At 36.9% G+C, this 24,785-nt stretch carries 17 protein-coding genes and 6 pseudogenes; 2 read left to right on the forward strand and 21 right to left on the reverse strand.

Annotated elements, in window-relative coordinates; translation table 11 throughout:
* Positions 1 to 38: 38 nt before the first annotated feature.
* Positions 39 to 746, reverse strand: a complete 708-nt coding sequence (locus tag WDV75_RS21615; RefSeq protein WP_273557770.1) for a LicD family protein — start codon at positions 744 to 746, stop codon at positions 39 to 41.
* Positions 747 to 988: 242 nt separating this feature from the next.
* Positions 989 to 1,937 (reverse strand): annotated as a pseudogene (locus tag WDV75_RS21620) (IS630 family transposase).
* A gap of 308 nt (positions 1,938 to 2,245) precedes the next feature.
* On the opposite strand from WDV75_RS21620, the pseudogene WDV75_RS21625 reads away from it, so the two are divergent.
* Positions 2,246 to 2,451, forward strand: a pseudogene (locus WDV75_RS21625) (transposase); the annotation flags it as partial.
* Positions 2,452 to 2,630: 179 nt separating this feature from the next.
* Here WDV75_RS21625 and wbaP read toward each other — a convergent pair.
* The 18 genes and pseudogenes from wbaP to cpxR all read right to left on the reverse strand — a co-directional run bounded on the left by wbaP (position 2,631) and on the right by cpxR (position 22,868).
* Complete coding sequence (gene wbaP / locus WDV75_RS21630; RefSeq protein WP_273557769.1) at positions 2,631 to 4,103, reverse strand: undecaprenyl-phosphate galactose phosphotransferase WbaP; 1,473 nt, start codon at positions 4,101 to 4,103, stop codon at positions 2,631 to 2,633.
* 73 nt (positions 4,104 to 4,176) lie between these two features.
* On the reverse strand, positions 4,177 to 5,610 hold the full coding sequence (locus WDV75_RS21635) for a phosphomannomutase (protein ID WP_273557768.1): 1,434 nt from the start codon (positions 5,608 to 5,610) through the stop codon (positions 4,177 to 4,179).
* On the reverse strand, positions 5,603 to 7,039 hold the full coding sequence (locus tag WDV75_RS21640) for a mannose-1-phosphate guanylyltransferase/mannose-6-phosphate isomerase (RefSeq protein ID WP_273557767.1): 1,437 nt from the start codon (positions 7,037 to 7,039) through the stop codon (positions 5,603 to 5,605). The genes WDV75_RS21635 and WDV75_RS21640 overlap by 8 nt, the downstream gene beginning before the upstream one ends.
* Positions 7,040 to 7,056: 17 nt before the next feature.
* Positions 7,057 to 8,205, reverse strand: coding sequence for a glycosyltransferase family 4 protein (locus tag WDV75_RS21645; RefSeq protein ID WP_273557766.1), 1,149 nt, complete (start codon positions 8,203 to 8,205; stop codon positions 7,057 to 7,059).
* A gap of 184 nt (positions 8,206 to 8,389) precedes the next feature.
* Positions 8,390 to 8,890, reverse strand: a pseudogene (locus WDV75_RS21650) (IS630 family transposase); the annotation flags it as partial.
* A 137-nt stretch (positions 8,891 to 9,027) separates the two neighbouring features.
* Positions 9,028 to 9,291, reverse strand: coding sequence for an IS1-like element transposase (locus WDV75_RS21655; RefSeq protein WP_273557764.1), 264 nt, complete (start codon positions 9,289 to 9,291; stop codon positions 9,028 to 9,030).
* Between the two features lie 107 nt (positions 9,292 to 9,398).
* Positions 9,399 to 10,490, reverse strand: coding sequence for a glycosyltransferase (locus WDV75_RS21660; protein WP_273557762.1), 1,092 nt, complete (start codon positions 10,488 to 10,490; stop codon positions 9,399 to 9,401).
* 1,399 nt (positions 10,491 to 11,889) lie between these two features.
* Complete coding sequence (locus WDV75_RS21665) at positions 11,890 to 12,801, reverse strand: glycosyltransferase family 2 protein (protein ID WP_273557761.1); 912 nt, start codon at positions 12,799 to 12,801, stop codon at positions 11,890 to 11,892.
* Complete coding sequence (locus WDV75_RS21670; protein WP_338860465.1) at positions 12,794 to 13,315, reverse strand: acyltransferase; 522 nt, start codon at positions 13,313 to 13,315, stop codon at positions 12,794 to 12,796. The genes WDV75_RS21665 and WDV75_RS21670 overlap by 8 nt, the downstream gene beginning before the upstream one ends.
* A 183-nt stretch (positions 13,316 to 13,498) precedes the next feature.
* Positions 13,499 to 14,540, reverse strand: a pseudogene (locus WDV75_RS21675) (IS630 family transposase).
* 89 nt (positions 14,541 to 14,629) lie between these two features.
* Positions 14,630 to 15,391 (reverse strand): annotated as a pseudogene (locus WDV75_RS21680) (IS5 family transposase).
* Between the two features lie 272 nt (positions 15,392 to 15,663).
* Positions 15,664 to 17,154 (reverse strand): lipopolysaccharide biosynthesis protein, encoded by a 1,491-nt coding sequence (locus WDV75_RS21685; protein ID WP_273557759.1) that lies wholly within the window; start codon positions 17,152 to 17,154, stop codon positions 15,664 to 15,666.
* On the reverse strand, positions 17,151 to 17,981 hold the full coding sequence (locus tag WDV75_RS21690; protein ID WP_273557758.1) for an NAD-dependent epimerase/dehydratase family protein: 831 nt from the start codon (positions 17,979 to 17,981) through the stop codon (positions 17,151 to 17,153). The genes WDV75_RS21685 and WDV75_RS21690 overlap by 4 nt, the downstream gene beginning before the upstream one ends.
* Positions 17,981 to 18,535: a dTDP-4-dehydrorhamnose 3,5-epimerase gene (rfbC, locus tag WDV75_RS21695; protein ID WP_273557757.1), complete on the reverse strand. Its 555-nt coding sequence runs from the start codon at positions 18,533 to 18,535 to the stop codon at positions 17,981 to 17,983. The genes WDV75_RS21690 and rfbC overlap by 1 nt, the downstream gene beginning before the upstream one ends.
* A gap of 14 nt (positions 18,536 to 18,549) precedes the next feature.
* Positions 18,550 to 19,413 (reverse strand): glucose-1-phosphate thymidylyltransferase RfbA, encoded by an 864-nt coding sequence (rfbA, locus tag WDV75_RS21700; RefSeq protein ID WP_273557756.1) that lies wholly within the window; start codon positions 19,411 to 19,413, stop codon positions 18,550 to 18,552.
* Positions 19,410 to 20,494: pseudogene (rfbB, locus tag WDV75_RS21705) on the reverse strand (dTDP-glucose 4,6-dehydratase). The gene rfbA and the pseudogene rfbB overlap by 4 nt, the downstream one beginning before the upstream one ends.
* A gap of 308 nt (positions 20,495 to 20,802) precedes the next feature.
* Positions 20,803 to 22,179 carry an envelope stress sensor histidine kinase CpxA gene (cpxA, locus tag WDV75_RS21710; RefSeq protein WP_273557755.1) on the reverse strand — a complete coding sequence of 459 codons (1,377 nt, stop codon included), beginning with the start codon at positions 22,177 to 22,179 and terminating at the stop codon, positions 20,803 to 20,805.
* Positions 22,176 to 22,868: an envelope stress response regulator transcription factor CpxR gene (cpxR, locus tag WDV75_RS21715; RefSeq protein WP_273557754.1), complete on the reverse strand. Its 693-nt coding sequence runs from the start codon at positions 22,866 to 22,868 to the stop codon at positions 22,176 to 22,178. The genes cpxA and cpxR overlap by 4 nt, the downstream gene beginning before the upstream one ends.
* A gap of 152 nt (positions 22,869 to 23,020) precedes the next feature.
* Here cpxR and WDV75_RS21720 point away from each other — a divergent pair, with 152 nt between their 5' ends.
* The gene (locus WDV75_RS21720; protein ID WP_273557753.1) at positions 23,021 to 23,539 is read left to right on the forward strand and encodes a Spy/CpxP family protein refolding chaperone; all 519 of its coding nucleotides are present in this window, start codon (positions 23,021 to 23,023) and stop codon (positions 23,537 to 23,539) included.
* A gap of 221 nt (positions 23,540 to 23,760) precedes the next feature.
* On the opposite strand, the gene WDV75_RS21725 is transcribed toward WDV75_RS21720, so the two are convergent.
* Positions 23,761 to 24,729 (reverse strand): phage integrase, encoded by a 969-nt coding sequence (locus WDV75_RS21725; protein WP_273557752.1) that lies wholly within the window; start codon positions 24,727 to 24,729, stop codon positions 23,761 to 23,763.
* Between the last annotated feature and the right edge of the window lie 56 nt (positions 24,730 to 24,785).

Raw genomic sequence — 24,785 nt, forward strand, 5'->3', positions numbered from 1 at the left:
AATTTTTATTAATAATTTTGATAAATAAGATTATTATGTTAATACAAATAGTATTTACCAACACCGATTGGTTTAGTATAAGAATATTTGTCAGGGATGTATTCAGTTTCTATTACTGGTTTCATAAAGTCAGTTCCGTAGTAGTTGGTTAAATATTCTATAGTGTTTTTGGGTATAGAAAAAACTCTTCCTTGAAATTCAAAATCTGTTAGTTCAAATTGAGGACAATAATTTTGGAAGGTAATACATGTGCCTTCTTTGATATTATTATTCATTATAGGGTCGTCAAATTTTCCAAAATGATGACAAATCATATGGTCATTTTGGGGTTGATAGAAAAATATATCAACTTGAACACCTTTGAAAGAATAAGTTAATTCAAGAGCTGTTATTCCATCTTTTTTTTCAAATTTCTTTATTTTTTTAAATCCTTTTTTTATTAGCGACGCTTCTACTTCACTAGAAAAATCTGATAAATACATACCAAAATCTAGATCATTATCATGTTCTATAAAATTATTTTCTCTTATGGCGCCAAGTAAAGTTCCCCAATCAAGCCAAAAATTTTTGTTAATGTCATTCATGGCTTCTTGGAACGCATATAATGCAGAAAGATTATATTTATGGTACCTTTTATTTCTTTTTACTTCTTTTTCATAAGTAAAAATAGATGGAATTAGAATATATCTAACATATCTAATATATGCATTTTTATTTAAATATTCTTTTATTTCTTTAATTGCCATTTTTTAATGCCTATGTTTTTTGTGACTTGTTTGATAATTTGTGTGATTTTCCAATTTAATATATTTTTTTAAGAGAGAAGGGATGTGAAGTAGTTTTCAATTTGTGGCTGTAAATTGAAATAGTATTTTCTCATAGAAAAGGGAATAACATAAACTGTATTGATTTTATCAGTAACGACCTCTGAAAATATTCTAAATAGCTGATCCTAATTGTGCTACATTTTTGCCATTCCATGCCCATTTCAGGGATAGGGTGATACCGTGCCCATAAAATGCCTAACCTGCCTGAGAAGTTGCCACATATATCTGCAACTTGTGGTTGCGTGTGATCGTTTCATGTAAGGCGTGCCACCGTTTCTCAATCACATTGACCCAAGACGAGTAAACCGGCTGGAATAACAATTTGAATTTAGAGTTATTCTTTAACCACAGTTGTGTCCGGCGGCTTTTGTGAATAATGTCGTTGTCCAGAATGATTGTAATGGTTTTCGCTCTCCGGTAATGGCGTTTTAGTTTTTCCAGCATGGCGATGAACAAATCGGAATTTTTCTGAGAGCCCGAGACATAAAGCACGTGGCTTGTCTTTGCGTGGAGTGCGCCTGCCAGATAATGTTTACCGTTGTTTCCCGGCGTCACCCCTTTTTTCTGTTGCCCTTTCAAGATCCAATCGGCCCCGATTTTCGGGTTGAGATCAATATCTACCTCATCTTCATAGAAAACGGGGTTATCGCGGCTGCATATGGTTAGGGCTTCATTAATTTTTGCCATTTTTTCTTCACAATGGGGATCACGAATATGAAGTGTGGGTCCTGCCCTGCGCTAGACAATGCCAATTTTAGGGAGCCAGCGCCTGACTGTAAAAGCTGCCACTGTGTTTTGAAAGAGCGAATTCAACGGGTCAGCCAGAAGTTCTGTACTCCATCGCCTGCATTTCCTGACAGGGAGACTTTTGGGTCTGCCTGCGGAGAGGCTGGCTAACGCGTCCATTCCGCCGTCGGTGAACCAATTCAGCAGCCGTCCAATAGAAGAACGGGCAGCCTCGGTAATCTCGCTGGTCTCGACAATCGTTTTTCCCGAATGCAGTAATAGCATCGTTATCAGCCGACGGGCATACCCTTTATCAGACGTCCGTTGGATTTCTTTTTGCATTCTACGTCGTTCGGGACGGGGTATTGGTGCTATGATAGACATGGCTCAGTCCTGTTAGTCATTTGTGATAGTTAGCAATTGATCAGATCGCTAAATTTGGACTGAGTTCCTTTCTTTCTTATTTTTTCAGTGATCTACCCTTAGAAACAGCTATTTAGTTATCTCCATTGAGGTCAAAGCTGTTTTTGACATAATACTTATTACTGATTCTTATGGAACTAAGAAAGTTAAAAAATTATTCCAAAATCAGTGTTGCAAAAACAGGTTGTGACAATAACTTATTGAATCATGTACAGTATGTCTATTTTCTATTTGAGAACATTCAGATGGCAAAGATTGAATGATCCGCAAGGGTTATCTACACAACGAATGCGATGAATTTCTGAACAGTGTTATCTGTCATGCGATTAAAAAGCGTAAGGTGTTCCCGTCAGATGAGTCCGTGAATAAAGTAATGTGGCTGGTCATCCAATCTGCGTCACAGATGGACCATGCTGTAATGGCAATGAGTCGTTTTATTATCGAATTTGGTGGCTTTCTGGACAGTCACCTTTGAGAAAAGGTATTTGCACAAATGCAATACAGGCTCGATACCGAAAACTCGTACACATCTACAGGCTGGTATAGCTTCTACCCAACTCCCATTTAAACAGTGGGTGAGGATTCGGTTATAGCTCCAATTTATTGATGATGAATAAATTGGAGCCATAACCTAAAAACACGGAGATTATAGCCCTAATAGGCTCCATCTCGTTTTAATACTACGTTGACTGTTTTAAACAGAATCGCGATATCGTTCCAGAGCGCCCAGTTTTTTACATACCAGCTATCAAGATATACACGTGTTTCATAGTTAACATCGTTACGTCCACTCACTTGCCATAACCCCGTCATACCTGGTTTAGCCATGAGATAATATGACTTATCATCTCCGTAACGTTCTAGTTCTTCTTCAACAATAGGTCTTGGGCCAACAAGACTCATTTCTCCTTTTAACACATTAATGAGTTGTGGAAGTTCATCAAGACTGGTTTTACGTAGAAAATTACCAATAGGAGTGATTCTCGGATCATTTTTGAGTTTGAAGTCCTTTTTCCATTCCTCCATAGCGTTTTTATCTGTTTTAAGTAGATTTTCTAGTACTTCTTTGGAGTTGATAACCATAGAACGAAATTTTAAGCACTTAAACTTGTGTCCTCCTTGTCCTATACGTTCATGGCCGTAGAAAGGAGATGCTCCATCACGAGAAACTTTCCAACCAATAAAAAAGAACAAGGGGGAAAGAAGTATCAATAAAAGTGAAGAAACAATAATGTCAAAACTACGTTTAAGAATACTTGATGATCTTTTAGCAAGCTTGTTTTTCACCCTCAGCATCAATAGTTCATGACTAAAAAAGTGAGACATATCTGTGCCGTAGAGTGGAACCCCACGTAATGTTGGGATCACCGATACATTACGAATATTATGAGCAGAGAGGTAGCGTAACCATTTGTCTTGTAGTTGATTTTGCTCATATTCAAGGGCTATAAAAATCTTGTGTTGGTGAAATTTTCCAAGTAATTGTTCAGGAGTAAGATGAAAAAATGGGAGAGTTTTTTCTGGGCTAATTGCACAATTATTATCTGGTGCAACAAAGCCCATAACTCCAAAACCAAGTAACCGCTCGCTGCAAATAGCTAAATAAGCATCACGAGCATTATTCCCACTACCGATGATAATTGTCGGCATATTCCAATATTTAAACTTAATTAATAATAATTTAGTTAGCCACCGACAAAATGGCAGAATAAACATAATCGTCAACCAAAATATAGCCCACTGATGCCGAGAAAAATTCCATTTAGAAATAGCTACTATTGCTAAATCGGCGACAGCTAGCCCAATGAGCATCAGTAAGGTTTCTTTCAGTTCACTCCAGAATGGCTTACGATAAGTATAATGTCGTAGATGGCCCCAGGACCAGAGAAGCATAATTACGGCTATAGCCAGAAAACTCCACGCCCTGGCGATATCTGATCCGCTTTTAAAGACGAGGGAAAATGGAACATCAGTGCGATTACTTTCAATCCACCATGAAAGAACAAAGACACCTGTCATAGCCAGAAAATCGCTTGCCATCAAAGAGAAACGGTTAACAGACGCTGAATAGTTTTCATATCCGGATTGATTGCTGTTTGAGTTCCGGGGCATTTCTGTCGAAGCCATATAGTAATTTACCTAAATTCAAAATAGTATTCGGCAGAGTGCCGAACTAAGTTCTCTGCCGTGTATGATATAATTATCTTTGAGTTGCGAGTGCACTTAGGCAGGTTGTAACAACTTCTTTTGCTTTACATAAAGTGCCAGCTTCAGAGTAACAACGTAGTTCTGGTGCATTACCTGATGGGCGTAGATGGACAATAATATTGTTATCAAGGGTCATTCTTAAACCATCAGTAAGGTCGATATGAATGATTTGACAATCATTGAATCCCAATGAAGCTAGTAATTTTTCTGGCGCTTGAATCCCTTGATTTAAAATGACTTGACTCAACGCTGTAGGAAACTCTTTAAGCCTGTCAGAATACGTGTAACGTGGAGGGAGAGCGTTCACTAGTGAAGAAATACCCTTATCTTTGCTTACACTTAATATCATAAGTGCTGGTAAAAGCGCATCGCGGGTAGGAAGGGTAGCTAATATTCTGCCTGCTACATTAATATTACTGCCGAGCAAGAAACCGCCATTAGCTTCAAAACCAGCAATACGTTTAAATTGGTTTGAAAGTGACTTAAATTCGGCAATCACATAGGGAGAACCAATTTTAGTTAAGGTAATATTGGCAAAACGACCACAGCTTTGTACGGCACTATTGCAGTTTACTGGGATTGCCAAAGCCTCTATCCCTAAAGCATCAGCACACAATAATCCTACTATGTCACCCCTTAACCATTCTCCATGTTCATCAGCCAACAAAGGGCGATCACCGTCACCATCCGTTGAAAAAATACAGTCTAGGTTAAATTCATTAGACCAATTTTTGGCTTTAATTTTATCTTCTTCCGCAACAGCTTCCGTATCGATAGGAACGAATTCGTCAGTACGTTCAAGTGAAATGACTTCAGCGCCTAATGAGCTGAAGAGAAGAGCATAAAGATCACGTCCAGCACTGGAGTGTTCGTAGATACCTATACGTTTTCCTGCTAGCAAGCTTTCGGAAAACAGAGAGCGGTAACGATTTATATAGGCTTCTGCGGCATCTGATAAGACAGTTAGTTTTATCATCTCAGTCAGAGGTTCAAAAATAACCTCGGCGGATAAGATAGCCTCTTCATCTGCCTTGGAAATTTCCCCATCAGGCCGATAAAATTTGAGGCCATTACGGTCAAAGGGAATATGGCTGCCAGTAATCATAATACATGGCATGCTATCTTGCATCGCCTTATAGGCAAGTGCTGGTGTAGGTACTACACCATAATAAATGGGTTCAATCCCTATCTGACGAAGTGCTGTTGCACAAGCCATTGCCATATCAGGGCTACTAGGCCGGTTATCGATAGCTAATGCAATTTGAGAAACGTCATATTGTTTCTGCATTACTGATACAAAAGCATGGATAAAAGCTGAACAGACATCTGGCGTGAAATCAATGACCAAACCACGGGCGCCACTAGTACCAAAAGCAATGCCACTACCAGCAATAACTTCTCGGCTATTTAGTTTTTTATTATTCATCTTTTTCTATTTCCACTCTGCCATAACGATCATTGAGACGAACAATATCATCATCTCCAAGGTAATTGCCTGATTGGATTTCGATTACTTCCAGTGGAACCTTACCCGGATTTTCCAGTGTATGGACAACACCTACTGGTATATAGGTAGATTCATTCTCAGTAACCAAATAGGAGTTATTTCCTTGAGTTACCCGTGCTGTTCCTGCCACAACAATCCAATGTTCAGCACGATGGTGATGCATTTGGGTAGATAAGCTTTCACCTGGTCTTACGGTAATTCGATTAACTTGATAGCGTTTCCCTTTATCTATGGAATCGTATTTCCCCCAGGGGCGATAAATCTCCCGATGCAAACGATGTTCTGAACGACCAGATCGTTTCAGACTTTCGACAATCTTTTTGACATCTTGAACTTGAGTTTGATCCACAACCAGAACGGCATCTTTGGTCTGAACTACAACCAAGTTTTTTACACCGACGAGACTGACAAGGCTGTTTTCAGAATAGACATAATTGCCGTTGCTGTTGTACTGTAGGACATCACCTCTAAATACATTACCATCGTCGTCTTTTTCCGATATATCCCACAAAGAAGACCATGAACCGACATCAGACCAGCCAGCCGACAGAGGAATGACAACTGCATCCGTTGTTTTTTCCATCACTGCATAATCAATTGATTCACTTGGACAGGAGAGAAATGCTGACTTATCCACTCGAACAAAATCGAGGTCGGGATTGACAGTTCCTACAGCAGCTACACAAGCTGAATAAATATCGGGTCGGAACGTTTTAAGTTCTTGCAGAAAGCGACTGGCGCGAAACAGAAACATGCCACTGTTCCAGTAATATTCACCACTTTGTAAATACTGTTCTGCGGTAACAATATCTGGTTTTTCAACGAATTGCTCTACTGTAAAGACACCCTTATATTCGGTCCCACGCTGAATATAGCCATATCCAGTTTCTGCATGGGTAGGAACTATGCCGAAAGTAACAAGTTTGCCTGCATCAGCATGGGGAATTGCCTGCTGTACTACCTGTGTAAAGGTTTTTTCATCTCGAATTACATGATCTGCCGCTAAGACTAATAACAGAGGATCTTCATCATTGTCTACGGTTTGAAGAGCGGTAAGTGCTGCTAAGGCAATTGCTGGCGCTGTATTACGTCCTAATGGCTCGAGGATAATGTTGTGCCCTAATTTGCCTAGATGTCGTAGCTGTTCGGCGACTAAAAAACGATGTTCTTCGTTGCAAATAACTAAAGGCGATTCTGTCGATAGCTCATTCAAACGTTGCACAGTTGTCTGCAACATAGTGAATTCACCATCAAGTTTAAGAAATTGTTTTGGGTATAACTCGCGGGAAAGAGGCCATAATCGACTGCCGGAACCACCAGCCATGATGACGGGAACAACTGAAGTCATAAAAATATCTCAATTAATTAATAATGAATTTGCTTTTTTGCCTGAAACTCCTGCCATTTATCTTCGACAAAGGAAGCAAATTCCCGAGCAAATCTTGCTTCTGAAAAGCGTTCGGCATTTTTTCGACAGAATTGAGGATGAAACTGATTAATGTTACGCTCAAAATGTTCCACTGCTGAACAGAGTGATTCCACCCCCTGTTCTTCGAAAAATAATCCTGTTGGCTTATCATTTCCTAATGGCCGGACTGTTTCGAGAGCACCGCCTTTACCAAAAGCAATGACGGGGGTTCCACAGGCTTGTGCCTCAACAGGAGTGATACCAAAGTCTTCTTCAGCTGCGAATACAAAAGCCTTGGCTCGTTGCATATGAGATTTAAGCTCTTCAAACGGCTGGTAACCTAGTAAAATAATATTGGAATGACCATCAGCCAGTGTAGAAATCCGTTTATATTCACTGCCATTACCTACCACAACCAGTTTTTTGTCCGGCATTTGAGTGAAGGCTTCAACGATCAGATCCATCTTTTTATAGGGCACCATGCGTGAAGCAGTGAAATAAAAATCTTCTTTTTGTTCAACACAAGGAAAATCATCTACGGCGACTGGTGGATAGATAACAGTCGCATCCCGGCCATAAACTTTTTTGATTCGTCTGGCGATAAAATGAGAGTTGGCAATAAAATAATCAACTCCATTAGCTGTGCGGTAATCCCATTGCCGTAATTTATGTAACAGCCATTTGGCGATCCAACCTTTGAAACCTTTATTTAACCCCGATTCTCTTAGGTATTGGTGTTGTAAATCCCATGCATAACGCATTGGAGAATGGACATAACTGATATGTAATTGATCTGGGCCAGTTAACACACCTTTGGCAACTGCATGAGAGCTTGATATCACTATATCGGCATTACTAACATCAAATTGTTCTACAGCTAACGGCATTAGAGGTAAATATTTTTGGTAAAATTTATTCGCTTTTGGTAATTTTTGTATAAATGATGTAGTAGCTACTTTATTTTCCAAATTGACTCTTTGCTCGTCAGGCAAAAAATCGACTAAGGAAAATAAATTTGCGTGAGGATATAAACGCAATATACTTGCTGATACTTGTTCAGATCCTGCATAACTAACTAGCCACTCATGTATTAGTGATATTTTCATGTTAATATCTAAAAAAACCTCATTCTAGACAATGGGAAATAATAGTTTTGATTTTATTTTTAGCAGAAATGGATTAAGTTCATAGCGGTTTGATTCTTATGTATTTCATATTAACTCATGGAAGATGCTTTGTTATCTTCCACAATGTGAGTGTGAATAGTAAGAAAGTGAATTATATACGCAATTAACTTGAAGATGCAGGTTTTAGGATCTGGAAATTATCAGTTAACCGGGTAATAAGCTCACTGGCTTTTTTGGCAACGTAACATGAAAAAAATGATGAAGGGTTTCACGGAAGGTTTTGGCATCCGGAAAATAGACGTTATTTCGCACTTGTTCGTTCACGTATTTCCATAATCGCTCAATGGGATTGAGATTCGGGCTATAAGGCGGTAGATAGTGCAACTCAATATTTAACACTTCGGCAAAAAATTGAACGATTTCAGAACGGTGATAACCCGCACCATCCAGAACAAGGTGGATTTTTTGTGAAAGCGGGTAAGTTTTCCGAATTTCACCGAAAAACAGAACCACATTTTTCGCATTAATCGCCGGATATTCACGAATAATGGTGTCTTCAATTCGTTGTAAATTGAGTGCACCCATGATGTTAAGGCGGGGCGGCTGTCTGTGGTTTCGACACTTTGACATGCTCTCTTCCGCGCTTCATCCAGCCGTAAGTTAAGTTTCATCGTTTCGGTGGCCAAATACATGGGTAATGATTTGTTTTCTTTTGGTATCAAAGGATGCCAAAGCCAATGACGTTGTTTTTTGTTACCGACGAAAGACCACTGTTCATCCAACTCGCAAATGAGCGTGACATCATTGTAAGCCTCCTGCCTTGATGTTACCTGATTTGGTGAGAGTTTTTTTAAAGTCCCCGCGTATAACCGCGTTGATGCCGATGCCCAAAACACGACCTGTATCCCTGACACCCGAACCATTCATCGCCATACCAATCACTTTTTCTTTCATGCTGGGTTTATGACCATTGTAACGATAGTGAAGTTGAAAGGTTTTCTGGCAGTCTTTGCAGTAATAGCGCGGAAAACCCGCTTTACCTGTTCCGTGCTTACGTATTAGCACAGTATCGGCGAACCACTTCTATCGTGACAGTCATGATGCCCCCCTTTGAAAAGCGTAATAATATCAAATTAACACTTTGGAGTCATGACTTAAGATACAAGGATATTTTATTTATCGTAATTTTTATCTAACAATCCATCAATAAAAATTTTTAGATTATAAGCCAATAACTCACCAGAATAAAACTTTTCAAACTTTATTCTGGAATTGAAATCTGATTCACCTGATTCTTTAATTTTGGATAAAGTTAGTTTTATGTTTTTTATGAAATCATTTTTATTAACACAAGATATTACAGCTTTGTTATCCACTATTTTTTCATAACCAATTAGAGAAAATGATGATGCAATAATTAGTTTATTATATGCAAGAGCCTCTGCAATTTTTACTTTCATACCAGCTCCAGTGAAAACTGGAGATAAAATAAAATCAACTGACTTATAGAAGTCAGGTATAGAATCAATAGAACCAATTACTTTAACGTTGTCTCGCTCAAATTTGTTCTTATAATTCTCAAATCCTCTTCCTACAATAATGAAATCAGCATCGTGTATTTCATTGGCAATATTATTAACAATATACTTTACTGCCTCTATGTTTGCGTAAAAAGCTGTTCCAATAAAACCGATTACAGGTTTTTCTCTCTTTGAATAAGACGTTGTTGGTGTGTTTTTTACACCAATAGATTCGCTTAATGAAATAGGTAGTAGATAGTCAGCAGATCTTCCATAAATTTCAAAGCATCTTTGAGAGTCACTTTCATGCAATGCTATTATAGCATCTGAATATTTTACTGCTAGTTTTTCATTATAAATGGCTGATAAAAATGATGGAAGAAAATATATTTGACCTGATTTTAATCTGTTTATTTCAAAATCAAGTTCAATATTATGGAAGAAACTAATGATTTTTATTGACGGAGAATGTTTCTTAATTAGTTTGGATAACCTTCCTAAATAGCTACTATCTAAATAAACAATAGTAGGATTTATTTCTTTTATTATTTTTAATATTTTTTTTTCTGAATTATAATTCATTCGTCCTGAATATAACAGTAAGTTTGATAGAGCTGTTAAGAGCTTATTTTTATTACCTTTGATATTGTAATCAACTTTATCGTTATGAGTACGATTGATATGAATACTATATACAAATTCATAATGTAGTTTTAGTTTATCAAGATTTGACCATGATGCCACACTTCCGCCAAATGATGAATTATCCAGATATGGAGATATATAAATTATACGCATATTATTTTATATGACTCATTCAATGTAAGCTTGATGACTAGTTTTGGTATTTGATTCGTTCTGGAAAAATAACGGCAGTAGCATAAGTATAGAAACTGACGTAAGATTAATCGAAAATGAAAGGAATAAAAATAGCATCAATATCATGTTATTAGATTCGTATTTTAGTTTTTTGTTTATTACCAGGTGACAAATTGTATATTGAATAATGGAGAAAATGATTAATGATGGTATTCCAAAACTATATGTTATAAGAGAGATGTAATCTTTTGGGACGAAATATAATGGATTTTTTATATACCCTATTAGTTCGTTTTTATATATCATTGGTATATTGCTTGTGTAATTTATGATAGTGTCTTTTATAGTTGAAACCGATAAAGCAGAGGAGAAACCAAATATATCTGAAGTGATATAGTGAAAACGTGTAAATATAAAGAAAAATCTGGAATAAAATGACTCCCTACTTGCTCCAGGAAGCAATTCAATAAATGTTGGATGTATATTGAAGATGGAAATTATCAAGGAACCCAAGATCGTAAATGGTAGATAAAATACAATAATTATTTTTAAAATTGGTGTTAAGATCTTTATGTTTTTCAGAATATTGAATGTGACTAATATTATTCCGGCAACTAATGATATTTTTGATTTAGATAAATATATTAAAATTATAAAAATGCTTGTTATTATTATGTTTTTTCCGATGGTATTATAATTTTTACTGGAATAAATAATTGACAGCATAGTTACCAAATAACACCCAGCAAATGATGGTTCACTAAAAGTCAAAGTGAATCCACCATATGAATAAAATGGATATAAGTATCCGGATTCGGCGTTAATTAAATTAAAAATTGAATAATCAATATATATGAATTTGCAGTATAAATAAAAAACAAAGCAAGCAAATATATAAATCATGTTTATTTTTATGAACTTATCTAATTTAAAACAGCCTCTGTTTTTATATGATATATATGCTAATGATATCCCTCCTAAAATTACAATTTCATTAACTGTGAAATTATATAGTTTAACTGATGAAAATAGAAATGAAAATATAGATATAAAGACCACAATAGTAATAAATATTCTCAAGTAGTTTGAATTGTCTTTATATAATGAATTAATTAGTATTAAAGTAAAAAATATTAATGTGACTAACAGATCATATGAGAAATCTAATTTGAAATGATATTTCAATGACCACTTCTCAAATAGTGAGAGGAAAAAAGCTGCGTAAAGCACTGTGAGTCCCCACGTGAAAAAGCAAATACTCCGATGTATTTACTCTATATGTATAGGAAAATGAATAATTTATATACTTTAAAATTATGTAAGATTACTGGAGGTTTTTTTGATGTTTCGGCATATTAAAAAAACCATCTATTATGCCGGCTAGCAGTCTTTTTCTTAATATGGGATTTTTAATGCGCGTGAAACATAATGGAAGAGTTAATATAAGATATAATAATGAAACAAAAAACATAGGTAGACTATAATTTTTACGAGTAAACCATATTTTATTTCTCGAAATTTGATAAACACTAAATGGAGAAAGTTTGCCTCCAGTACTACTACTAACTTTATGACAGATTGTTACTTGGCCAAAGTAAAATAATTTTTTACCTTTAGAAGTTGCTCTCCATACAAAATCTGTATCATCATAATAAACAAAAAAACGTTCATCCATTAATCCTACATCACGGAATACTTGATTATTAATCAACATAAAGCAAGTGGGTGAATATTCTGTTTCTTCTATATGATCATATTGCCCATTGTCAATTTCATTTTCTCCACGATGGAAAGTAACTCCTTTATATTTAATGAATCCTCCTCCAGCACACCAAATCTTATGAGTATCATGATATAAAATCTTTGGTACTATTATATCGACATTATTTAGACAGGAATAGTTAACCATTGTAGAGATAACATTATTACTTTTCCAGATAATATCATTATTTAGAAGTAATGTATAATGTGAGCCATTATCGAGAGAAAGTTGGATGCCTTGATTATTTGCTTTAGCTATTCCTAAATTATTTTCATTCTTTATTAAGGTTGTTTTGTCAATTAGATTGAATTTATTAATAAGCAGTCTGGCTTCATCAATGGAATCATTGTTAGTGCTATTATCAATTATGTATAAATGATAATCAGTATAGTCCTGTTTGGCTAAACCGGAGAAGAAATCTGGTAGAACTTCTGAGCAGTTAAATAAAACTGTAACTAGACTTACTTTATTCATTTAGATAAACCTTTTTATCTTGTATATTAGTAAAGTTCGTAACTTTAATCCACATTTTATTTTTGTGACAATATTTTTTTATGATTTTTGCAGGAGTTCCTGCGACAACACAATAATCGGGAATATTTTTTGTTACGACTGATTTGGCTCCAATGATACAATATTTTCCAATACTAACACCTGGATTGATATGAGAACCATAACCTATAAATGAATAATCTCCTATGGAAACCGGATAAAATGATGTAGATATTCTGTCGCCTATTTTGCGTGAGTCATCTATATCTTCGTATGGATGAATAACATCTACTATAGAGCACCCACCAGTAATTGTAACATTGTTACCTATTTCAATTTTACAGCGACCAACTATATGCACATTTTGTTCAATATTAACATTATTACCTATTTTGATAACAATATCATTTTGAGGATCAACTACTTCTAATCTTATACCGTTTCGGATGAATACATTCTTTCCAATAGATATAAATTTGTGATTGGAAATCATCATAGGAGATATTATCTTGCTATGATTGCCAAAAGAATTCATCAGGATTCTATATTTAAACTGTGAAAATAATAAATAACATTTTGATATTATTTTATTTATTATCATTTTGGTGTTCCGTTTTTCATTAACTTTATCATAAATATTTATTATTTTTCTGGATTTCTGGCAATCTTATATACGCAATTAACTTGAAGATGCGGGTTTTAAAATCTGGAAATTATCAGTCAGCCGGGTAATGAGTTCACTGGCTTTTTCTGGCAACGTGACATGAAAAAAGTGATGAAGTGTTTCACTGAACGTCTTCGTATCCGGAAAATAGACACTGTTACGCACTTGCTCATTCATATACTTCCACAATCGCTCTATCGGATTGAGGTTTGGGCTGTAAGGCTGTAGGTAATGCAATTCAATATTCAGGACATACACAATATCTTTCACCAACTCTGCCCGGTGGTAACCTGCCCCATCCAGAATAATGTGGATTTTTTGCGAAAGTGGGTAAGTTTCCCGGAGCGCGCCGAAGAAATATGCGATGTTTTCGGCATTGATACTCGGATATTCACGGATCACGGTGTCTTCAATTCGTTGTAAATTGAGTGCACCCATGATGTTGAGGCGGGGACGGCTGCCTGTGGTTTCGACCACTTTGACATGCTCTCTTCCGCGCTTCATCCAGTCGTAAGTTAATTTTGTGGGCTGGGTAGGATGATGGCATCAATAAACAAAATCGGCTCATGTTGGCCACATTCCGCTTTCAGCACGCTGTAGTCCTCAGTAAATTTAAATTGTTGCTGTTTATCCGCATCGAATTTATGAGGCGTTCCCATTGGCTTCTTGTAGCGGAACCCCTGACGGTGGAGCCATTTTGTCATCCCGGCCACGGTGAAAATCACCTGCCATCGTGCCTGGACATAGGCCACAATTTGTGCGGTAGTGTGCATCAAATTTGCCGTCAGATACTCAACTAATTCTGCTGTTTGTTCGGCCGATAAACGGCTTTCAGAGTCGCCATTTTCCGGGGCGAGTTTTTTCTCAGAGAAGTAATCTTTCAGATGGCGGCTCACCGTGCTTTCATGGATCCGCAAAGCCTGCGCAATCATCTGGGCAATCCACCCCTCTGAGGTCAAAAGCACCGCCTTGATGCGGTCACTACTCGCCTATCGTGAGTCGTATCGTGCATCAATTCGAGGGCTTCTTTTTGGGCCACTGTCAGAGTAATTTTCATGGGTGCAATCTTGATCTGATAAGAATGAAAAATCAAGCATCTTCAATTAATTTTTAGATTAGGGCGTGTTGACGTTTACCGTTTATCATTTACTCAACCCACATGGATAGCCATATCATGACAAATGCCAGCGCCAACATGCTGGCATAATTTCGGGCTAATTTATCGTATCTTGTCGCAATAGCTCGAAAATGTTTTATTCTGGCAAACGCATTTTCGACCAAATGCCGATAACGGTATAAAACATCATCAATATTCTTATCTGATTTTCGGCTGTTTTTTCGATAAGGAATCACTGTTTTCGAACCTCGTTTTTCAACGAATCTTCTGAACACGTTACTCTCGTAACCTTTATCCGCAATCACAAAATCGGATGTGGGTGAATGTGCAACTAAACTTTCCGCATGGACAATGTCATGTGTTTGGCCCCCTGACAGCTCAAAATGCACGGGCAGCCCGTAACTGTCTACAGCCAAATGAATTTTTGTAGAACGCCCACCCCGACTCTTGCCAATGGCTTCATCTTCCGGTGATACGGCTCCTGAACTGTATTGATGAGCACGCACAATACTGCCATCAATGAATAACCACTCGGTATCCGTATTCTCAGATAACAATTTGAATAATAGCGCAAAAATCCCTTTTTTTGACCAGGTATTGAAACGCTTAAAAAGGGTATTCTATTTTCCGAATTCCTCGGGTAAATCCCGCCACGGACATCCCGTTCTCATTCGATAAAGTATCCCTTCGAAAGTTAGGTAATGTTCTTCTTTGTAGTAAATGCATCCATGTTGTTGCATCAATACAGCTAGCGTATTCCATAAAGATTTTGATAACATTGTTCTTGGCATGATGAGCTGGAGTAATGGTTTTTTCGCGAAGACAATGATACCAGATCATCATTCTGTTCAAATTCCCCTCACAAAACGTCAACACGCCCTAGTAATGAGATACGGAATGAAAAATATTTCTTTCTTTTCTCATATTGATTTTAGATTTCTTATTATCAGAAACAATGAATGTTGCCTCATTATGAACGAAAGTATTATTGCTAATATGAACCTGCTTATATATAAAGAAAGTTTACCTTTAATGTTGTAATGTTATCTTGCTATGCCATAGCTCAGTATGAATTCTCAAGTAGTTGTTTTATATTGGTTATGTTTTTTATAATTTTCACCAAAATAATGAGTAGTAATATTATAGCTATAATATTTGTTAGGATAGAATTGTATATGATTATTTTATCATGTATAGAAGTATAAAGAATATATACCATTACTGAAGGCATTAGTAAGAAAATTATATTAAATTCACGGTGATAAGGATTTACGGTAAGTATTTTTAATAAATTAAAATTATATATAAGAAAAATGATAATCATTGCACAAATCATACTTATTGGTACAGCATACATTCCGTAATGACTGAGCAAGAAAAATGTCAATGTTGCACTTATACTTCCTTCAATAAAGGGTAAGTGCATGATTTTATGTTGTTTAGCATTTGCCACATATACTAAACCCAAAGGTGCACCAATCATTCTGAATAAATTGACTGATAATAGACACAGGAAAATATTATAGGTTTTATTTGATATCTCATCACTTATCCATAATGTTAGAATAAAATGACCAATAAAAGGCATTACAATGATGGTAGCGATGGAAATTAATAAAAACATGATGGTTAAGTTATAAACTAAATCAGTAATGTTTTTTTCTTGATTGCTTTGGGAGTATTTGATAATTGGTTGCAAAATAGGGGTTAATCCGGCATTCAAAAAACTGATAGCAGCTGAAGTAAGAGTCATTGCTAATGAGTAAAATGCAAATTCATTGAATGCGTATTTGCCAACAAGTATGCTGTTAAACCCTGTAATTAAAAACATAGAAAAATTAAAAACAAAAATACTAAAATAATATAAAATATATTCCTTGAGTGTAAACGATATTTTTTTATGTATTGGGAAATTTACTTTTGATGATCTTGTCTTATTGTAAAATAAATAAATAAAGAAATAGGATAGTAAATTTAATAGGAAATATAAAAATGACATATAGAAAATTCCATATGATGATGAAATTATAATACCTGTTCCAATTATAACTTTGGAAAATAAATTTATAGTTGCAGGTATGTCATTTCTTTCTATACCTGTAAAATATCCAATAAATACAGAAGGGATTAAGCTTAATATAAAAGATAAGGAAACTAAAAAGAAAGATGGTTCTACATTTTTAATTTTTTTATAATCAATATCATTGAATATATCTTTAAATGAATAACATATTAATAATATTAATAATATTGTTATAGAAATAATCACACTAATTAAACATATTTGTAGAGCATATTTTATAGTTTTATTTTCCTCAGAAAAGCTATTGTTTGCTTTCGCAATTGTTATATAGCGAGATACTGAAATCTGACCACAATATCCTAAAAGAGAAAAGAAAGTTCCGACTTGTAGCATTAAGTTCCATACAGAGAATTCATCAATTGATAGGGTCGATAAGAGAAAAGGGGATATAATTATCCCCATAATAACATTAGAAAATCCATTTATTATATTTGCAATTGAATTCTTTATTAACCGTCTAAAACCACTCATTGTATGATACTCAATTCTATCCTAAAACTATGAATCATTTCTTCAATATCATCTATCACATTGCGAGGAGAATATGAAGGCATTAATTTTTTTAGCAAAGAAATATCAGTTATTGGGAAATTTTCATTTGGAAATTCAATTTGGTGCCATATTACTTTGCATTGAGTATTTTTTTGTAGCGTATCTGCGATTTTTTCAGCTTTGATATTATAACCAGTAGCAATATTAATAACTTTTCCTGCAGCTTCTTTTTTTTTCGATAGATATATGCACGCATTGGCAACATCAGTGACAGAAACATAGTCTTTGGCATAATCACGTTTTATATACATATCGATTTTTCTATGCTCTATCGCTGAGCGAGTAATAGATGGTAAGAATAAAGGGCTATTTATTGCAAGACCATAAACATTACTAGGACGTACTATACAAATATCTCTTCCGCTTTTAAGACATAGTTCTTCTGCAACTAATTTAGTTAGATTAAATAATCGGCGGTTGTCATCTATACAAACTTTTAATTCGCTATTTTCATTAGAATTTTCATTATTCATATATACACGTGTTGACGACATGTATAGTAATTGGTTGAATTGTGATTTTTCTAAGATCTTGGCTAATAAACAGGTGTTAGCTTCAAGAACGCTAAAAGGGGTATCTTGGCAATTTCCATTTCCTGCACAGTATATAACGGTTCCGAGAGGTTTTTCAAAAATACTGTTGTCATCTCGAAGAGGAATCCATACCTTATGTCCTTGTTGTGATAATATTTCTACAATTTTGGAACCAATAAAGCCACGGCCACCAAATATAGTAAACATTCCCATTATTGCCACCCATAAAGTAATTTTTCTTTAATTTCACTGAGATTAGGAAGAACACTATCCTTGGGTGATAAAACTGGTGAATTAATAGGCCAGTTAATTGAAAGGTCAGGATCAGACCACAGAAGCCCCCCTTCGTCAATTGGATCGTAATAATCGGTGCATTTATATTGGAAATCGGCGGATTCGCTTAGAACGCAAAAACCATGAGCGAATCCAGGGGGAATATAAAATTGAAGATAATTTTCACCTGTTAAAATAACAGATTCATATTGACCAAATGTGGATGAATTAGGTCGTAAATCGACTGCTACATCAAATACAGAGCCATGTGTAACTGTGACTAATTTTCCCTGTGGTTTAGTTTTTTGAAAATGTAATCCTCTTAAAACGCCTTTGCTAGAGCGTGAACGATTATCTTGTACAAAATCTATAGGAATACCAGCATCTCTGTATCGTTGTTTTTGATATATCTCATGAAAAAAACCACGTTCATCACCGAATATCTTGGGTTCAATTATTAATAAATTTTCTATTTTGGTTTGAATTATATTCATGATTATCTACATAGTTACTTAGATAAGTTTAACAAGTATTGTCCATATCCAGTTTTAGAGAGTTTATTTCCAATCTCTCTAATCATATTTCGATTTATCCATCCTTGATTAAATGCAATTTCTTCTAAGCAGGCAACTTTAAATCTTTGTCTTTTTTCTACAGTTTGGACAAATTGAGATGCATCTAATAAGGAATCATGAGTTCCTGTATCAAGCCACGCAAAGCCTCTTCCTAATTGTTCTACGTGTAGTAAGCCTTTTTCAAGATAAGCTTGATTTATGCTTGTTATCTCCAATTCACCACGTTTGGATGGTTTTATACTTTTTGCTATGTTAATCACATTGTTATCATAAAAGTATAATCCAGTTACTGCCCAATTAGATTTTGGATGTTGTGGTTTTTCTTCTATAGATAAAGCTTGGAAAGAATCATTGAATTCAACTACACCAAATCTTTCAGGATCCATCACTTGATAACCAAATACTGTAGCACCTTCTGTACGGGTACAAACTTTCTTTAGCTGTTTTCCAAAAGATTGACCAAAAAAGATATTATCACCTAGTACAAGACAAACTTGATCATCTCCAATGAAATCTTCACCTAGGATAAATGCTTGAGCTAATCCGTCAGGTGATGGTTGTATAGTATATTGGAGATTAATCCCAAATTGGCTTCCATCACCTAAGAGACGCTGAAAACTAATATTATCTTCTGGAGTGGTTATAATTAATATATCACGGATCCCAGCAAGCATTAGTACAGATAAGGGATAGTATATCATCGGCTTATCGTAGACAGGAAGTAATTGTTTAGAAATACCTTTTGTAATTGGATATAAACGACTTCCTGAACCTCCAGCTAAAATAATTCCTTTCAATTTTGTTTCCCCAAATCTGATAATTGATATTTATAAGTTTTCTTAAGAATATTTTCGGACCATTCTTTATTAGAGAGATACCATTTTACTGTTTTTTGAAGGCCTCTTTCAAATGTCTCAAGTGGTTGCCAATTTAATTCAACGCTAATTTTTGTTGCATCAATAGCATAACGACGATCATGACCAGGCCGATAGGAATAAATGTAATCTGTTTTTGGTAAGAAACTTCTTTAGGTACTAACTCATCCAAAATTTTGCAAATTTTATCGACAACTTCTAGATTAGTTTTTTCGTTATGACCACCAATACTGTAAGTTTCTCCATTTTTACCTGTGTTAACAACTAAATGTAATGCTTTAGCATGATCTTCTACGTATAACCAATCTCTGATTTGGTCTCCTTTCCCATACATAGGTAAAGGTTTACCTTCTAATGCATTTAAAATAACAAGAGGAATTAATTTCTCTGGAACATGATAAGGACCATAATTGTTGGAACAGTTAGTTACTATTATTGGTAGCCCGTAGGTTCTATGCCATGCTCTGACTAAGTGATCACTGGATGCTTTTGATGCTGAGTACGGGCTACTTGGTGCATAGGCCGTTTTTTCGGTAAATAAAGGAAGAGTAGTACCATCTGGGAATTGATCGGGATGAGGTAAATCACCATATACTTCATCAGTTGAAATATGATGAAAAATAAATTTGGCTTTTTTATCCTCGGATAGCTGTTGCCAATAGTTTCTTCTAGCAGCCTCAAGAAGAGTGTAAGTACCAATAATATTGGTCTCAATAAAATCACTAGGGTCACTGATTGAGCGGTCTACGTGGCTTTCTGCAGCTAAGTGCATAATAGCATCAGGCTGGTATTGTTCTAATATATTATCTAGCTTATTTTGATCACAAATATCTGCTTTTTCAAAAGCATAACGTGAACTACTGTCAATTTCTTTGAGTGACTCTAAGTTGCCTGCGTAAGTTAGCTTGTCAACATTAATAACGCTATCGTTAGTATGGTTGATAATATGTCGAATTAATGCAGAGCCAATAAAACCTGCGCCACCAGTAACCAGAGTTTTCATTTTCAAATTTTTCAGTTGATTTTAGGATTGATGCCGAATTTGGAAGGAAGTTTTATGAAATATGAATTGTATGTATAACCAAAGCTACCGCACTAGGTTACGGCTCCCAGAGTGCCTGTTGTGTGTGTCAATTTGACTTATCCAGTTAATATAAAAGGAATTTTTTGCTTAACAAAAATTAACATATCAACGATTTGTGTTAAGCTGCGACGAGATTAGTCCCTCGACGCATTGAGGTCAAGTATAATAGCTTTTTTTTCTTTAATTGTTACATTTTGTAACTAGCTAAATTTCAAGACGAAAGCAGCCTATCTTCCATGTAATGGTAGCCAAATCACCAACCGTAACCCACCTAACGGGCTATCTTCTGCTTTCACCCAACCTCGATGCTGACTTACCGCCGTTTCAACTATCGCCAACCCCAATCCGGTTCCGCCGGACTCTCTATCCCGTGCCTCATCTGTCCGATAAAACGGCCGGAAGATATGTTCTCGGTCTTCTGGGGTGACTCCTGGGCCATCATCATCAACGCTAATCGTCACGCCTTGGCTATCTGCCTTAAATGCAACGGCAATATGGTTGCTGGAGTAACGTAGTGCATTGCGGACGATGTTTTCCAGTGCACTGCCAAGTGCTGCCGGGTTACAGTAAATTATCCAGTTTCCGGGAGGCGAGACGATATCCAGTGTTTTGCTCATATGCTCAGCTTCAAATTTTGCATTCTCCAGGATGTCAGACCATATATCGTGGGCTTTGATATTCTCGCGCAGCAATTCGTTCTTATGTTGATTGCGGGAAAGCACTAGCAGGTCATTAATCATGCCATCCAGACGTTGGGTTTCTGTTTCGATACGTTCCAGCTCCTTGCTTTCACCGTGACGACGGCGTAGTAAAGCGGTCGCCAGTTGTAAGCGAGTAAGTGGTGTACGCAGTTCATGGGAGATATCGGAAATCAGCCGCTGTTGGGCGGTGACCATCCTTTCCAATGCACTGATCATCTGGTTGAAACTACTGCCAGCGGCTAAAAACTCTTGGGGACCGGATTCCAGCTCAGGGTGTTGCCGTAAGTTTCCCTTCGCAACATCATCGGCTGCATTTTTGAGTTTACGAGCGGGTTTTGCCAGACTCCATGACAGCCATAAGAGTAATGGGGCGCTAATTAACATGGTGGCTGCGGGCAGTAAAAATGGCCGGTCAAACATCAAATTAATAAAATCTGATTGTGGACTGCCCGCTGGCCTAATGATATAGAGGTGGTAATGATCTTCTCCATCACGGACAGAAAAGGGGCCGAGTATTTCCGAACGGCCATATTTTTTCTTTTTGGGGTGATCGGCGTTATCGGATTGGCCGATAAAATTACGGATAACTTGTTGTTGATGGGGCGGGGTATTAATGTCACTAATCAGCCCCTCACTGGAGACGAGGAGCAAGCGTTGGCCAGGGGGAGTCCACAAAGCAATAGCACGATCCAGACGCAACCACCAGAATAAGTCATTCCCAGAGTCGTGCATCAGTTCTTCTTCTACTTGTTTTGCCAGTTTTTCCCCCAACTGATATTCGCTATCTAAAAGAGGTGTTAATTGCCGTGAGTCCAGTTTGGGAGCCATTAAGGCTATCATTAGGACGAGTGCCAGCGTGAACCAAAAAATTGCGAATATACGGGCTGTCAAGCTGTTGATCATTTTGCGGAAACCATTAAGTATCCACGGCCGCGTAATGTCTTAAACCATGGCAGTTCATCCGTTCTGTCGGGTAATTTACGGCGTAGATTCGAAATATGCATATCAATAGCCCGATCAAAAGGCGTTAAACGTTTTCCCAATACTTCCTGACTTAAATGTTCACGAGAAACGACTTGCCCCAAATGTTGCGCTAATAAATAAAGCAAGGTGAACTCAGTACCAGTGAGATCTAAAATCGTACCATCAAAACTGGCTTCTTGGCGGCCTGGATTGAGTTGTAACTTATCAATCTCCAATATAGGTGTCCCAATATCAGCTTGTTGTTCACTCCAGTTGGAACGGCGCAAGATGGCACGTATGCGGGCGACCAGTTCGCGATCGTTAAACGGTTTGGGAAGATAGTCATCAGCTCCCAGCTCTAATCCCAAAACACGGTCTAAATCGCTACCACGAGCCGTTAACATGATAACGGGAGTCTGGTGGTATTGCCGTAACTCTTTCAGCGTCTCAATGCCGTTCTTGCGCGGCATCATGATGTCCAGCAACAATAGGTCAATTGAAGAATCGATGTATTGTAAAGCCTGTTCGCCATCGTAGGCGATGACAACATTGAATCCTTCCATCTCGAGCAATTCTTTTAATAGCGATGTCAGCTCGCGGTCATCATCAACTAATAAGATTTTATGCATTAATTCTTCCTCCAAGAGCAAAATACGATAACAAACTTCGCTATTCCATGACTTTACGTTCTTTTACATGCTCTGACGCTAGTTTGCAGCCGCAGGGTTATAGTTATCCGCACTGAATCGAATGCTGCTGTTCGAGAAAGCGAGGAAATTTAATGCGTAACATAGCAATATTGGCTTTAGCGTCAATGGTTGTTCTCAGAACAACAGGGGCTTTAGCTAAAACTGCTGATACGGATCATATTCCTGAGGTTAACTCTTCCGCCGCATACCCATATTGTATGTCATATGGCTATAAGAGGAGCTTTAACCATCACCGAGACAGTCAATATAACTATAGTTATATCTTTGGTGGAATAGCGTTAACTGAACAGCAACGTGAACAGATGTGGAATTTAGTCAAAAAGCAGCATCAGTATGAGCAACCGCTGATTGATATGCGGGATGAACATCGAAAGTTGAATGCGCTTTTGGCTGAAGAAGATTTTGATGAAGCTGAGGTTCGTTCGCAGCTTGAGAAAATAGCAGAAAAAAATGTTGCCCTGGGTGTAGAAATTGCGCGCATTAATAATCAGGTTTATCAACTGCTAACACCAAAGCAGAAAGCGCTATTAAAAAATCGTCTAAAACAAACGAATGTGGAATGTGAATGTGAAGCTCGAAAAGTGAATTGATTTTTTTGTTATACAGTAGCATCAACAACGATTTTCCTTGCCATAGACACCATCCCTGTCTTTCAGCCCCGTTTCGGGGCTTTTTTTTATCTGCCCTTTAATATAAATTCCCTTTAAAATCAAAGTGATAATTTTTTATTAAGCAACTGTAGATGATCTGAAATTTTCCAAGTGTGGACACTCGCGTGGACACTTTAGTTATCTACAGTTGCTTCTGGCTACTAGATTTCTATACCTTCACTTAATGGATTCAATGTGATTGCTAACTGCAAATAATCGGGTGCCAAATGCGCATACGCCATCGTCTGTTGTATGTTGGCGTGCCCTAAGATTTGTTGCAGTGCGACAATGTTTCCACCTTTCATCACAAAGTGACTCGCAAATGTATGACGCAGAACGTGAGTTGCCTGTCCTTCCGGTAAATCAGGTTTTATTGACCTCAATTTCACACGAAAGCTCGCATAATCAACGTCAAATAGCTCCCCTGATTTTTGTTTGATTTCCTTTTCTAATGTCTTGGAGATCGGGATTGTCCTTTGCTTACCATTTTTGGTTTTCAAAAATGTAACCCGACCGTTTTTTACTTGGGCACTTTTCAGGGTTTCAGCTTCTCCCCATCGGGCGCCGGTACTGAGACATAACAGTGCAATTTTCTTTTCGTCACCGGAAAGAACGGATAACAGCTTGTTGATCTCTTCTTTGGTTAAGAAGGTCATTTCAGGCTGTAGCTCTTTTAGCGGTGGTAATCCATTCAGAGGATTATCACCGCTAAAGACTTCGAGCTTTTGCAATGTTGTGATCATTCCTGATAGACGGTACATATCCCGGTTTATCGTTGATGCTTTGATACCGTCAGCGAGGCGATTACTTCGGTGTTCCAGTAAAGCATGTTTATTGAGACGGTTTATAGATGGGTCATTGAGCAACTTGATTGTTTTTTCCAGTTGCCGCTTTTCTATCGTGCCGTTCTCCGCGGTTTGTCCGTGATACAGCCACCATAATTTAAGTAAATCGCTCAGATTTTGTCTGTTAGATGGTTTTCCCGGCTTTGGAGCATGAGCCAGTGTGTAACGTTCAAAAGCGACAGCTTCTGCTTTTTTATCAAATTTCCGCCTGATCCGATTTCCAGTTCGGCCAACAGGACGGATGTCCACCATATACCGACCATCATCGAGCTTTTTAATTGGCATAGTGAAGCTCTCCGATGTAACAAAGTGATTGTGTTTCTAACCAGTCAAGAAAGTCC

The sequence above is a fragment of the Xenorhabdus griffiniae genome, assembly GCF_037265215.1.
GTDB classification, from domain to species: Bacteria; Pseudomonadota; Gammaproteobacteria; order Enterobacterales; family Enterobacteriaceae; genus Xenorhabdus; species Xenorhabdus griffiniae.